Genomic DNA, 14,302 nt, shown 5'->3' on the forward strand with positions numbered 1-14,302 from the left:
TTTATTGTATGGAAAGAGAGGTAAATATGTATAAATTACTTAAGAAAAGTGGTAAAGTAAGACGTGGTGAATTTACAACACCTCATGGGGTAATTCAAACACCTGTATTTATGAATGTAGGAACTTTAGCAGTCATTAAAGGCGCTGTATCAACTATGGACTTAAAGGAAATTGGTTGCCAAGTAGAATTATCTAATACTTATCACCTACATTTAAGGCCGTCCGATAAGGTTGTAAAAAAGATGGGTGGATTACATAAATTTATGAATTGGGATAGGCCAATCCTTACAGATTCAGGAGGTTTTCAGGTATTCTCTTTATCTAAGATGCGAAAAATTAAAGAAGAAGGCGTTTACTTTAATTCTCATATTGATGGTAAAAAAATATTCATGGGACCAGAAGAAAGCATGCAAATACAAAGTAATTTAGGATCTACAATTGCTATGGCATTCGATGAATGTGTCCCAAACCCTTCAACAAAAGAATATGTTGTTGATTCTGTAGCTAGAACTACAAGATGGCTAGATCGTTGCATGGTTGAAATGGATAGATTAAATTCACTAGAAGGCACTATAAACAACAAGCAGATGTTATTCGGTATTAACCAGGGTGGAACATACTCGGATATTAGAATAGAACATGCTAAAACAATTAGTAAGCTAGATTTAGATGGTTATGCTATTGGAGGGCTTGCAGTTGGTGAGTCGCACGAAGAAATGTATAGAATTATTGATGCAGTTGTTCCACACTTGCCCCAGGATAAACCAATATATCTAATGGGTGTTGGTTATCCTATAAATATTTTAGAAGCTGTATCAAGAGGCGTAGATTTTTTTGATTGCGTATTACCAGCAAGAAATGGCAGGCACGGAAATGTATTTACTAGTGATGGCAGAATAAATATAATGAATGCCAAATTTGAACTAGACAGCAATCCTATTGATGTAGGTTGCCAATGTCCTACTTGCAAAAATTACACAAGAGCCTACATAAGACACTTATTTAAGGCGAAAGAAATGCTAGCCATGCGGCTTTGTGTTCTTCATAATCTATATTTTTATAATAAACTTATGCAAGACATTAGAGATGCTATTGATAATGATTGTTTTGAAGAATTTAAGGCTGAAAAAATTGCAGCGTGGAATGAGTAAAATTAATTATTTAATATAATATGATTTACTTATAAAAGTAGTTCTCTAGGGATATATTTTTATGAGAAAATTATTTTATTATATGATTTTAAAATAATATCGAAGGGAGGGTACATACATGCAATCAATAGGAACTTTATTACCTTTAATATTAATGCTCGCAGTGTTTTATCTAGTAATATTTATACCAGAAAACAAAAGAAAGAAAAAATATGCTGCACTTTTAAATAATTTAAAAGTAAATGATGAAGTAATGACTAAGGGCGGTATAATTGGAAAAATCATTAATATTCAAGATGATTACATTATATTAGAAAGTGGTCCAGACAGAACTAGAATTAAACTTTCAAAAAGCGGTATAGGAACTGTTATAAGTATAGACAGTGCAGAAGTAGTAGTAGAGAAAAAATAGAGATTTAAGTAATAAAACCCCCTTTTTAATCATAATTTATATTATGGATTTTAATTAAAAATAAATTTGTTAAGATTTAAAAAAGGGGGAATTTACATGGAAAATAAATTAAAATATTCTTGTGCTGGCGAAGGTGTATTTAGGTCTGCTATTTTAACTTTAATAGTATTAGTAATTTATTCAGTTATAACAACCTATTTACCTGCTAGTATGAAGGTAACATCTGTTTTTTATATTATAATAACATTAGTTAGTGTTCTTTACGGATCAATTTTTGCTGCAAAAAAAGCAGGGGAAAAAGGTTGGCTCATGGGCATTTTAGTTGCAATAACTTACATGGTAGTTTTATACCTAGTAAAGGTATTTGGTGGTGGAAGTGCAGCTATAGGCATGCGAGAGGTAGTAAGAACTGCATTAGCACTAAGTATAGGTGCTTTGTCTGGGATGCTTGGAATAAATTTATAAGAACTCTTTATTTACCTATGAAATTATGATATAATAACACGGAAACTTTATGATATGGAGGAATAAATATGAAACATATAAAAACTATAAGTGCTGCAACAATTAAAGATAGCTTAAAAAAACCAGGATGCAAAGAATGTGCTAATTCATGTCAATCAGCATGCAAAACTTCTTGCACTGTAGCTAACTTAGCTTGTGAAAATTAATATAATTAAGTGAGCAGTAACTAGGGTTACTGCTTTAAATTTAGTTAGGAGGAAATACATTGTCAATAATTCATAAATTCATTCAAGATGGTGAATATTATGTAATTGATATAAATTCTGGATCACTACACGTAGTTGATGAAATGGTTTATGATCTTTTGGATAATAATTCACTTAGAAAAAAAGAAGAACTAATAGAAAGTTTTAAAAATAAATACACAGTAGAAGATATTGATGAAGCGTATAACGAAATTCAAAGTTTAATTAAGGGAGATCTGTTATACACAAAAGATTTATATGAAGCAATTGCAAAAAGTGGTGGAGAATCAGAACCATACATAAAGGCACTTTGCCTGAATATAATACACGACTGTAACTTACGATGTAAGTACTGTTTTGCTGATGAGGGTGAGTATCATGGTGCTAGAAAAGCAATGTCCGTAGAAGTTGGAATGAAGGCAATAGATTTCGTTTTAAAAAATTCTGGGCCAAGAAAAAATATTGAGATAGATTTATTCGGTGGAGAACCACTTATGGCTTTCGATATGATAAAAGAAATAGTTGAATATGCAAAAGTTCAAGAAAAAATCTATAAAAAAGTTATTAGATTTACAATGACAACTAATGCTACATTACTTAATGATGAAATTATGAAATATTTAGATGAGAATATGGGTAATATAGTACTTAGCATAGATGGTAGAAAATCTATTAATGATAAAGTTAGGGTAAAAGTGGATGGAAGCGGGTCCTATGATAGAATACTTCCAAACATAAAAAAAATGGTTGATATGAGAGATAAGTCAAAAGCTTATTATGTCAGAGGAACCTTCACTAGAGAGAATACAGATTTTTATGAAGATGTAAAACATATGGCAGATTTAGGTTTTAAAGAAATATCTATAGAACCTGTAGTTTTACCAGACGAACATGAACTTTCAATTAGAGAAGAAGACTTACCAGTTATTTTTGAGCAATATGATAAGTTATATGCGGACATGCTTCAAAGACATAAGGATGGAACTAGCTTTAAGTTTTATCACTTTAATATAGATCTTCAAGGTGGACCATGTGTTTATAAGAGAATTTCTGGATGTGGAGCCGGTCATGAATATATAGCAGTTACTCCAGATGGTGATATATATCCCTGTCATCAGTTTGTAGGTAATAAAGATTTCTTAATGGGAGATATATATAACGGAATTCATAACACAGAAATGGTAAAAGAATTTAAAGAAGCACATATATATAATAAACCTAAATGCACCGATTGTTGGGCTAAATTTTATTGTAGTGGTGGATGTCAAGCAAATAATTTTAATTTTAATGGAGATATGCATATTCCTTATGAAATTGGATGCAAGATGCAAAAGAAGAGGATAGAGTGCGCTATAGCATTAAAGACTAAAACTATGAATAAATGATTGAAATTACCTAATATTGACTAATTTTTTTATTCATAATATAATAAAAATATTGAATAAGCAGCGAAGGGGGATAAAGATGAAAAAGAAGAAAAGCATGATACTTTTTTTACTTAGTGTTTTAGTTGTTGGAATATTAGCATTTACAGGATTTCATGGAATTAAAATAGGAGCTTACAGAATTAAACCATTTACTGAAACTATAAATAGAGGGTTAGATCTGCAGGGCGGAATTTCTATATTAGAAGAAGTTCAAGGAAGTAAAGTTGACCAAAAAACCTTAGACCGAGCGATTGAACTTATTTCTATGAGAATTAACAAAATGGGAGTTAGTGAAACACTAGTTGCCAAAGAAGGAGAAAAGAGAATTAGAATTGAGATACCAGGTAAATTTGAGTCAAAAGAGATTCTTGACACAGTTGCAAAGTCAGGTGAACTTAAATTTGTTGGTCCTGATAAAGTAACAATTCTTACTGGAAAAGATATAAAAGATGCTACTGCATACTTAGATAACGACAATAAACCCACTATTGGGCTTGAATTTAATGATGCAGGAAAGAAAAAATTTGCAGTTGCAACCCAAAAATTTATAGGTCAAGCAATTACTATTTATATGGATGCTGATGAGTTAACAAATCCTACTGTCGAGGCTGTTATAACTGACGGTAAGGCTACTATTTCAGGAAGTGAGACACTTGAAGTAGCAACAACAAAAGCTCAAATTATTAAATCAGGAGCATTGCCAGTTACTTTAAAAGCTGTTTCTGTTAAAACTGTTGGTGCTACTTTAGGGTCAAATGCATTAGCATTAAGTATGAAGGCTGGAGCTATAGGAATATTATTTATATTAATATTTATGCTTTTATATTATAGGGCACCTGGAATGATTGCAGATATATCTTTAATTTTATACGTAGTTTTATTGTTAGGTGCATTCACAGCAATAAATGCAACTTTGACACTTTCAGGTATAGCAGGATTTCTACTTACAGTTGGTATGGCAGTAGATGCTAATGTGTTAATATTTGAGCGAATAAAAGAAGAACTTAAAACTGGAAAATCTATAAAATCTTCTGTAGATTCGGGTTTTCATAGAGCATTGTCATCAATATTAGATTCAAATATTACAACAATAATTGCAGGATTAGTTCTGTACACTGTTGGAACAGGAGCAGTAAAAGGCTTTGCATTAACTCTTATGATTGGTATAGTTATAAGTGTGTTCACAGCACTTACTTGCACTAAATTCTTATTAAAATTAGCAGTTGAAATGGGACTCTTAAGTAAGTTATCTCATTTTGGCGTGAAGAGGGGGTAAACATATGCTAAAGATAGTTGAAAAAACTAAAATAATGTTTGCTATATCTCTATTCATAATTGTAATAGGGATGGGATTCTTAGCAACAAGAGGTTTGAACTTAGGTATTGATTTCACTGGTGGAGCAGTACTTAATGTAAGTATGAACCAAGAATTTAAAAAAGCAGATGTAGATAAAATAATAGATAAGTACGCAAAGAATCAGTATTTATCAAAAACAGTAGATGATGGTAAAGATTACGAGGTAACTATAAAAAGCGATGCACTTACTGCTGATGAAATAGCAACAATGGTGAAAGAAATTAAAACTCAGTTTAAATCTAGTGAATTAGCTTCACAAGATACTACCGGTGCATCAGTTGGTAGTGAATTAAAGTCCAAAGCCGTACTTGCTTTAATCATTGCAGTAATTTGTATGCTTGTGTATATTGGTTTTAGATTTGAATTTAAATTTGCAACTGCAGCTATAATTGCATTATTGCACGATGTTTTAATTACACTTGGAGTTTATGCAGTTTTTCAAATACCAGTAAATGCAACATTTATAGCAGCTATTCTTACTATAATTGGTTATTCCATTAATGATACTATAGTTATATTTGATAGAATAAGAGAAAATCAGAAGAAAATGAGAAAAGCTTCTATAGATCAAATTACTAATGAGAGTATTACCGAGACTATGCCAAGGTCTATAAATACAGTTGCTACAACATTATTTACTATAGTTGCAGTATATGTATTTGTACCATCAATTAGAGATCTTAGTTTACCTTTAATTATAGGTATATTAGTTGGATGTTATTCTTCAATCTTTATAGCAAGTCCTGTTTGGGTGATTCTTAAGAAAAGAAATAAGAAAGCCACAACATAAAAAAAATAATTAAAATTAAAGACAAAGAAGTAGGATGTATTAATTACTTCTTTGCCTTTTTTATTTATATAACAGAAAATATTACATATAATAAGTTATCTATTATTAAGATTTATAGTAACATCGAGGAGTTTTTATGGTGGATCGTCTTAAAAACATGCAAAAGAATAATAAAAATAGGTTCATAGATTTTAATATGTATAATCCATTTTTATTAAAAGGAATGGATGATGCATTACATAGAATTATTAAAGCTATAAATGAAAGAGAAAAAATTGTCCTTTATGGTTTTTATGATGTGGATAGTATTACGGCAATTTCCTTGCTTATGATTGTTCTTAAGTTTTTAAATGCTGATGTTGAGTATTTTATACCAGGTGAACTAAGTGAGTTCCGAAACTTAAATGAAAAAGATATTACCAGTCATATAAAATATCTAGGACCAGGACTTATAATTACATTAGGTTGTGGTATCAATTCTTCCCATGAAATAGAGTCATGTAAGGACATGGGAATCGACGTTATTATTACAGATTTTCACGAACCTATTAATTGTCCACCTGATACCATAGTTGTGAATCCAAAACAGAAGGGATGCAATTACCCATTCAAGGGATTATGTGCTTGCGGAATGGCATTTAAACTTGCTCAGGCAATATCATCTTATTATAAAATGAAATCAATAAACAAATATATGGATTTGGTGATGATAGGTACAATTTATAGTAAAACGAAAATAGATGGTGAAATTAAAATACATGGTGAGAATAAAATAATAACACAAGAAGGTATAAAACAATTAAAAAACACCGAAAACTATGGAATATGCGCACTTTTAAAAACCCATAATATAGATGTAATTAATGAAGAGACAGTATCAAAGTTGGCATTGAATGTAATGCCAACTATTAATTCTGTCGGAAGAATGGATAATGCTAAAATTGTTGTAGAGTTATTTATTACATCTGACAAAAATAGAGCACTACAAATATCAAAGTACTTAGATAATGAATCAAAAAACAGTCCCATGATGATTTAGTATAATATTACACATAATAAGTTACTTCATAATTTAAATATTGCATATATAAGGCAATATATCATATAATAGAATATATAAAAAGCAAAATGAAATAATGAAAAGTTCATCAAAGTTTATACTTTGATTTTATTTTAGGGGGAATAACCATGGATTTAAAAAATAGTATAAGAATAATAGAAAATTTTCCGAAAGAAAACATTAGCTTTAAAGATATAACTACATTGCTTCAGGATGGCAACGTACTTAAATACACTATAGATAGAATGGTATCTGATTTAAAGAATAAACAGATAGACGTTATCGTAGGACCTGAGGCAAGGGGTTTTTTGTTTGGTGTACCCGTGGCGTATGCCCTTGGAGCTGGATTTGTTCCAGTTAGAAAGCCTGGTAAGTTACCTTGCGACACTATTGAGATTGAGTACGAGCTCGAATACGGAACTGATAAACTTGAAATCCATAAAGATGCAATTAAGCCTGGTCAAAAAGTAGCAATTGTAGATGATTTACTTGCCACTGGGGGTACAGTTGCAGCAGTCACAAAACTCATTGAGCAAATGGGTGGTGAAGTTGTTTCATTAAATTTTGTAATTGAATTAACCGAGCTTAATGGAAAAGAAAAGCTTAAAGGTTATCACATCGAGTCTCTTGTAAAGTACGACATATAAATTAAAATTGCATAATTGTACAAAACATTATATAATAGTTGTAAAAAGTATAGGCTGGTTATAGAACCAGCCTTTAATTTTAGGAGTGTATAAGCAATGCTTAAAAAATTGTTACATAAGATAGAAAATAATTGTAATATTGTAGATAAAGATCTCATAGTTAAAGCCTTTAATTTTTCTTATGCGGCGCATAAAGAGCAAAAGAGAGAATCAGGTGAACCTTATATTGTGCACCCAGTTGAAGTTGCTTGCATTCTAGCGGAAATGGGACTTGATACCAGCACAATTATTGCAGGTCTTCTTCATGATGTAATTGAAGATACAGTATATACTTATGATGATGTATGCCGCGAATTTAATATAGAAGTAGCAGATTTAGTAGAAGGCGTAACTAAGCTTGGTCTTATAAAGTACAAAACTAAAGAAGAGGAACAAGCTGATAATGTACGCAAAATGCTTCTGGCTATGGCAAAGGATATTCGAGTTATTCTTATTAAACTTGCAGATAGACTTCATAATATGCGTACGCTTAAATATATGCCTGTAGCAAAGCAAAAACAAAAGGCAAAAGAAACTTTGGATATCTATGCCCCTCTAGCGCACAGACTTGGTATGTCTAAAATCAAATGGGAACTTGAGGACTTATCACTAAGATATTTAAACCCTAACGAATATTATAATTTAGTTAGAAAAATTGCTGAAAAAAGGGTTGAACGAGAAGAAAATATAAATAATATAATACTAGAATTAAAATTCAACTTAAATATGGTTGGAATAGAAGCTGATATGGACGGAAGACCAAAACATTTCTACAGTATATACAGAAAAATGGTTACTAAAAATAAAACATTAGATCAAGTGTTTGATTTGACTGCAGTTAGAATTTTAGTAAATGATATTGGAAACTGTTATGCAGCTCTAGGTATAGTACATACGGTATATAAACCAATTCCAGGAAGATTTAAAGATTATATTGCAATGCCAAAACCAAACATGTATCAGTCATTACATTCAACAGTAATTGGACCACACGGTAAACCTTTCGAAATCCAAATTAGAACATATGAGATGCATAAAACTGCGGAATATGGTATTGCAGCTCATTGGAAGTATAAAGAAGGAGTAGAAGGTGGCGAAGACGAAAATAGTGAGTCTAAATTTTCTTGGCTAAAAGATATTCTTGAATGGCAAGGAGAAACGTTTGATGCTGAAGAGTTCATGGAAGGTTTTAAAATTGATTTATTTTCAGATGAAGTTTTTGTATTTTCACCAAAAGGTGAAGTTATTAATTTACCTCTTGATGCAACGCCTATCGATTTCGCATATAGAATTCATACAGATATAGGGCATAGGTGCATGGGTGCAAAAGTAAATGGTAGAATGGTTCCACTTGAATATCATTTAAAAACCGGTGAAATTGTAGAAATCGTAACCTCACCAACAGCTAAAGGTCCTAATATTGATTGGCTTAATATTACAAAAAGTAATCAAGCTAAAAGTAAAATTAAAGCTTGGTTTAAAAAAGCCAAAAGAGAAGAGAGCATAGAAAAAGGTAAAGAATTACTTGAAAGAGAATCTAAAAGACAAGAATATAACTTTGGAGTAATTGCTAAAGGTGAAGCAATAGAAAAAATATACAAAAAATATAATTTTAGAAATGTAGATGATTTATTTGCTTATGTTGGGGTTGGTGACATCATGCCTTCAACTGTAGTTAATAGACTAAAAGAAGTTTATGAAAATAAAAATAAAGAAAATATGACTGTTGAAGATATTGAAAATAAAATAACCAAAAGCGTAGAAAAAGATGATAAAAAGAAAATGGATTACTCAGGACTTATAGTCAAAGGGGAAGGAAATCTTCTAGCACGTTTTGCTAAGTGTTGTAATCCTGTTCCGGGTGATGAAATAATAGGGTACATAACTAAAGGACGTGGAGTTTCGGTTCATAGGCGTGATTGTAAAAATGCGCAAGCATTAGTGAAAAATGAAATAAATAAAATGATTGAAGTAAGTTGGGGAGCATCTGAGGGAAAAGGATATATCACTGAAATTCAAATAAAAGCAGATGATAGATATGGTTTATTGTCCAATATAATGGAGATAATAACACTTACAAAAACACATCTTTACTCAATAAATGCAAAAACTCTAAAAAATGGTGTTGCCTTAATTAATATAAAATTAAAGGTTGCTGGTATTGAAAGTTTAAAAGAATTAAAAAAGAAAATTGCTAAGTTGTCTGGAGTTATAGAAGTTTACAGAATAAAAAACTAATAATATATTTTATTAGTTTAATAGTGAAAGGAATAACTATGAGAGCAGTAGTTCAAAGAGTAAGATCATCAAAAGTTGAAGTGAATGGTATAATAGTTGGTCAAATAGGTTTTGGATTAAATGTTTTACTTGGAATATGTGAGGGCGACACGGAAGATGATTTAAAGTTTTTAAAAGATAAGATATTAAACCTTAGAATTTTTGACGAAGATGGAAAAATGAATTTGTCTTTATTAGATGTTAAGGGCGAACTCCTTGTAGTTTCGCAATTTACATTGTACGGGGATTGTAGAAAAGGCAGAAGACCAAATTTTATGAAAGCACTTAGTGGGCAGCAATCTGAAAAGCTATATCTAGAATTTGTTAAACAATGTAGTGATTTGCTTGGCGATGTTAAAACGGGAATTTTTGGAGAGGATATGCAGGTTTATATACAAAATGATGGACCTGTGACCTTGCTTTTAGACAGTAAGAAGGACTTCTAGGAGGGATACAATGGAAATCAAAAAAATTATTGCAGGTATATATGGAGCAAATTGCTATATAATAATGGATAAAAAAACCAACGAAGCTGTGGTACTAGACCCTGGCGGTGATGTACAGGATATTGTTGATGTTATAGACAATATGGGCGCAAAGGTTAAGTATATACTATTGACACATGGTCATGTTGACCATACATCAGGAGTTGCTGAACTTAAAGCAATCACAAATGCCATTGTATGTATAAGTTCTAAAGATGATGATTTGATAAACGCTGGAGAGTATTTATTTGGTCCACTTATTAAAGGTGGTGCAGATAAATTACTTAGAGATGGGGATATAATAAAAGTTTCAAATTTAGAGTTTACTTGCATAGATACACCGGGTCATACTCCTGGTGGAATGAGCTTTTTAATAGAAAATCATGCTTTCACAGGTGATACTTTATTTGCGGGTTCAATTGGAAGAACAGATTTTGCAGGAGGAGATTTTAATACTATAATTAGTAGTATTAAATCAAAACTTTTATGTTTAGATGGAGATACAATTGTATATCCTGGTCATGGACCTTATAGTACAATAAATAATGAAAAATTAAACAATCCTTTTTTATAGGATTAAAATCGAGGGAAAATGCATTAAGCATTTTTTATACGATATAGTTTACTAAGGAGTTAATATGATTAAAGTAAAATTAAACACAAAAGAATTTAATTATGATGTATTTCAAATTATAAATTTATTTTTTTTCTTTCCTGATATTAAATTTGTTGAAGAAAATTATGATTTTAACATTATCGTAAAGGAAGATATAATAGAAATTCAAAATGAATCAGAAAAATTTGAATACACTATTAATAAATCTTACAAAAATAAGGATGAAATTAAAAAAGCTGTATTTTTATTTTTTTCAAAAAATACAACTTTGGAACTTCCATGGGGTACATTAATAGGGATTAGGCCATCTAAGAAGGCTCTTGAACTTTTAAAAGCGCAAGTTTCGGAGGAAGATATAGTAACATACTTTAAAGATAAACATGTTATGAGAGAAGATAAGGCAAGACTTTGTATTGATGTTGCAAAGTTTGAAAGAAATATAGTTAATAATGAAAAAGATAATATAAGTATTTATATTGATATGCCGTTTTGTCCTACTCGTTGCATATATTGTTCTTTTACATCTAATCCAATTGGAAGTTGCAAAAATGTAATAGTTCCCTATCTTGAAGCATTATCTCACGAAATAAAAAGCATTAGTAATTACATAAAGAAAAAGAAACTAAATGTTGAATGTGTGTATTTTGGAGGGGGAACCCCAACGTCTGTTAATGATGATCAATTTGAGTGGATAATGAAGTGTGTTTATGAGGAGTTTATTCAAAACAGTAATGTGAAAGAATTTACTGTAGAGTGTGGAAGACCTGACAGTATTACGCGTCAAAAGTTAATTACTATGAAAAACTATGGAGTTCATAGAATAAGCATAAATCCGCAAACTATGAATGATGATACTCTGGATTTAATTGGAAGAAATCATAACGCTAAAGATGTTTATGAAAAATTTGAAATGGCTAGGGAATTAGGTTTTGATAATATAAATATGGACTTAATAGTAGGACTACCGGGTGAAAAAATCACTCATATAATAAATACTTGCGATAAAATATTTGGAATTAAACCTGACAGTGTTACAATTCATGGTATGTCAATAAAAAGAGCGTCAAGGCTCCATGAGAATATGCTTAATAATTATAGATTTGAAATACCAGCTCAATATGAACTAAACAAAATGTATGAGCTTACTGTAGAGTTATCTAAAAAACTTGATATGAAACCATATTATATGTATAAGCAGAAAAATATGGTTGGTAATATGGAGAATGTTGGGTATGCAATCCCTGGTAAAGAGGGGATATATAATATTCAAATGATTGAAGAAAAGCAAACTGTAATTGCGCTTGGTGCAGATGCAGTCTCTAAAGTCGTTTTTCTCGAGGAAAATAGGCATGAAAGATTTGCAAATGTCAAAGATGTTCGCGAGTATATAAAAAGAGTAGATGAAATGATTGAAAAGAAAATTATTTTGCTCGAAACATTATATAGTTAAATAGATATAATTAAGTATTAAGGCAATAACCTTAAAAGGAAAGGAAGGATAAAAAATGGCAGAAGCATTAGATGGTTTAAAAAGAACCAATATGTGTGGTGACCTTAGGGAATCACATATATCAAATATAGTAACAGTAATGGGGTGGGTTCAAAGGAAAAGAAATCTAGGTGGACTCGTTTTTATAGATTTAAGAGATAGAACAGGACTACTACAATTAGTATTTGGAGAAGAAATAAACAAAGAAGCTTTTGCAAAGGCAGATTTAGTTAAGCCTGAGTATTGCATTGCTGTAACTGGTGAACTTATTAAAAGACAATCTCCAAATGAAAATATGCCAACAGGGCTTGTAGAAGTTAAAGGTGAAAACATAAAGATTTTATCTGAATCTGAAACACCACCTATTTATATAAAAGAAGGATTAGATGCATCAGAGAATATACGTTTAAAATATAGATATCTGGACTTAAGAAGACCTGATATGCAAAAAATATTTATGATACGTCATAAGGCGTCTAAAATAGTAAGAAATTTTCTAGATGATAATGGATTTATTGATATAGAAACACCTATGCTAACCAAAAGTACACCAGAGGGTGCTCGAGATTATTTAGTTCCAAGTAGAAATTATCCAGGTATGTTTTATGCGCTTCCACAATCACCACAATTGTTTAAGCAATTATTAATGGTATCTGGATATGATAAATATTATCAAATAGCAAGATGTTTTAGAGATGAAGATTTAAGAGCAAATAGGCAACCAGAATTTACTCAGATAGATATAGAAATGTCATTTGTTGAAGAAGACGATGTTATTGCAATAAATGAAGCTTTGATTAAAAAGTTATTTAAAGAAGTTGTAAATGAAGATGTTAAACTTCCTATAAAAAGAATTACCTATAAAGAGGCTATGGATAAATACGGGTCAGATAAGCCAGATTTAAGATTTGGTATGGAGATAAATGATATTACAAATGAAGTATCTCATAGCGAATTTGTAGTATTTAAACCCGCCATTGATAATGGCGGGTCAGTAAGAGCAATTAAGGTTGATAATGCAGCAGATATGGGCAGAAAGAAATTAGACAAATTAGGTGAATTTGTTAAGACTTACAGAGCAAAAGGACTTGCTTGGATTGCTTGTAAAGAAGATGGAATTAAATCTCCTATATCTAAGTTTTTTAATGAGGATGAAATACAAGCAATACTAAACAAGGTAGGAGCAAAAACAGGAGATTTGGTACTTATTGTAGCAGACAAAGATAGCGTTGTATTACAGTCTTTAGGCGCGTTAAGATTGCAAGTTGCTAAAGAACTTGAGATATTAAGTGGTAGCAAGGATTTTAACTTTGTATGGGTTACACAGTTCCCATTACTAGATTACAGCGAAGAGGAAAATAGATATGTTGCAGCACATCATCCTTTTACAATGCCAATGGATGAGGATCTAAAGTATCTTGAATCAGATCCAGGTAGAGTTCGTGCTAAAGCTTATGACATAGTGTTAAACGGAGAAGAATTAGGTGGAGGAAGTATAAGAATCCATAATTCTGAGCTTCAGGAAACAATGTTTAAAGTATTAGGGTTTACTAGGGAAAAAGCATGGGAAAGATTTGGATTTTTACTTGAAGCATTCAAATATGGACCACCACCTCACGGTGGACTTGCATTTGGGCTAGATAGAATAGTAATGTTTTTAGCTAGCACTGAAAACATTAAAGACGTAATTGCCTTCCCTAAGAATCAAAATGCTTACTGCCCTATGAGTGAAGCTCCAAATATGGTTGATGACAAACAACTTCGTGAACTTGGCATTATTAAAGCTGAAAAGAAGTAGAAATAGCTATCAATTCTCCACTATATTATATATGGGAGTGGTAA

At 31.0% G+C, this 14,302-nt stretch carries 14 protein-coding genes; all 14 read left to right on the forward strand.

The window, feature by feature from the left end:
- Positions 1 to 26: 26 nt before the first annotated feature.
- A complete protein-coding gene (gene tgt, locus KPL55_RS07395) occupies positions 27 to 1,151 on the forward strand; it encodes a tRNA guanosine(34) transglycosylase Tgt (RefSeq protein ID WP_216306070.1) in 1,125 nt (374 codons plus the stop codon).
- 118 nt (positions 1,152 to 1,269) lie between these two features.
- Positions 1,270 to 1,563 carry a preprotein translocase subunit YajC gene (yajC, locus tag KPL55_RS07400; RefSeq protein WP_216306071.1) on the forward strand — a complete coding sequence of 98 codons (294 nt, stop codon included), beginning with the start codon at positions 1,270 to 1,272 and terminating at the stop codon, positions 1,561 to 1,563.
- Positions 1,564 to 1,659: 96 nt separating this feature from the next.
- Positions 1,660 to 2,028, forward strand: a complete 369-nt coding sequence (locus KPL55_RS07405; RefSeq protein WP_216306072.1) for a TIGR04086 family membrane protein — start codon at positions 1,660 to 1,662, stop codon at positions 2,026 to 2,028.
- A 68-nt stretch (positions 2,029 to 2,096) separates the two neighbouring features.
- The gene (gene scfA / locus KPL55_RS07410) at positions 2,097 to 2,234 is read left to right on the forward strand and encodes a six-cysteine ranthipeptide SCIFF (RefSeq protein WP_216306073.1); all 138 of its coding nucleotides are present in this window, start codon (positions 2,097 to 2,099) and stop codon (positions 2,232 to 2,234) included.
- 59 nt (positions 2,235 to 2,293) lie between these two features.
- A complete protein-coding gene (gene scfB, locus KPL55_RS07415; RefSeq protein ID WP_216306074.1) occupies positions 2,294 to 3,658 on the forward strand; it encodes a thioether cross-link-forming SCIFF peptide maturase in 1,365 nt (454 codons plus the stop codon).
- A 52-nt stretch (positions 3,659 to 3,710) separates the two neighbouring features.
- Positions 3,711 to 4,976, forward strand: a complete 1,266-nt coding sequence (gene secD, locus KPL55_RS07420) for a protein translocase subunit SecD (RefSeq protein ID WP_376770430.1) — start codon at positions 3,711 to 3,713, stop codon at positions 4,974 to 4,976.
- A gap of 4 nt (positions 4,977 to 4,980) precedes the next feature.
- Complete coding sequence (gene secF / locus KPL55_RS07425) at positions 4,981 to 5,847, forward strand: protein translocase subunit SecF (RefSeq protein WP_216306076.1); 867 nt, start codon at positions 4,981 to 4,983, stop codon at positions 5,845 to 5,847.
- A 136-nt stretch (positions 5,848 to 5,983) separates the two neighbouring features.
- Positions 5,984 to 6,886 (forward strand): DHH family phosphoesterase, encoded by a 903-nt coding sequence (locus tag KPL55_RS07430; protein ID WP_246599342.1) that lies wholly within the window; start codon positions 5,984 to 5,986, stop codon positions 6,884 to 6,886.
- Positions 6,887 to 7,035: 149 nt separating this feature from the next.
- On the forward strand, positions 7,036 to 7,554 hold the full coding sequence (locus KPL55_RS07435; RefSeq protein WP_216306077.1) for an adenine phosphoribosyltransferase: 519 nt from the start codon (positions 7,036 to 7,038) through the stop codon (positions 7,552 to 7,554).
- A gap of 96 nt (positions 7,555 to 7,650) precedes the next feature.
- Positions 7,651 to 9,831 (forward strand): RelA/SpoT family protein, encoded by a 2,181-nt coding sequence (locus KPL55_RS07440; protein ID WP_216306078.1) that lies wholly within the window; start codon positions 7,651 to 7,653, stop codon positions 9,829 to 9,831.
- Positions 9,832 to 9,869: 38 nt separating this feature from the next.
- The gene (gene dtd / locus KPL55_RS07445) at positions 9,870 to 10,316 is read left to right on the forward strand and encodes a D-aminoacyl-tRNA deacylase (protein ID WP_216306079.1); all 447 of its coding nucleotides are present in this window, start codon (positions 9,870 to 9,872) and stop codon (positions 10,314 to 10,316) included.
- A gap of 10 nt (positions 10,317 to 10,326) precedes the next feature.
- Positions 10,327 to 10,929, forward strand: a complete 603-nt coding sequence (locus tag KPL55_RS07450) for an MBL fold metallo-hydrolase (protein ID WP_216306080.1) — start codon at positions 10,327 to 10,329, stop codon at positions 10,927 to 10,929.
- Between the two features lie 64 nt (positions 10,930 to 10,993).
- Positions 10,994 to 12,421 carry a coproporphyrinogen III oxidase gene (locus KPL55_RS07455; RefSeq protein WP_216306081.1) on the forward strand — a complete coding sequence of 476 codons (1,428 nt, stop codon included), beginning with the start codon at positions 10,994 to 10,996 and terminating at the stop codon, positions 12,419 to 12,421.
- 55 nt (positions 12,422 to 12,476) lie between these two features.
- On the forward strand, positions 12,477 to 14,258 hold the full coding sequence (gene aspS, locus KPL55_RS07460) for an aspartate--tRNA ligase (protein ID WP_216306082.1): 1,782 nt from the start codon (positions 12,477 to 12,479) through the stop codon (positions 14,256 to 14,258).
- The last annotated feature ends 44 nt before the right edge of the window (positions 14,259 to 14,302 follow it).

The organism is Clostridium lacusfryxellense (assembly GCF_018861735.1).
GTDB lineage: Bacteria > Bacillota > Clostridia > Clostridiales > Clostridiaceae > Clostridium_AD > Clostridium_AD lacusfryxellense.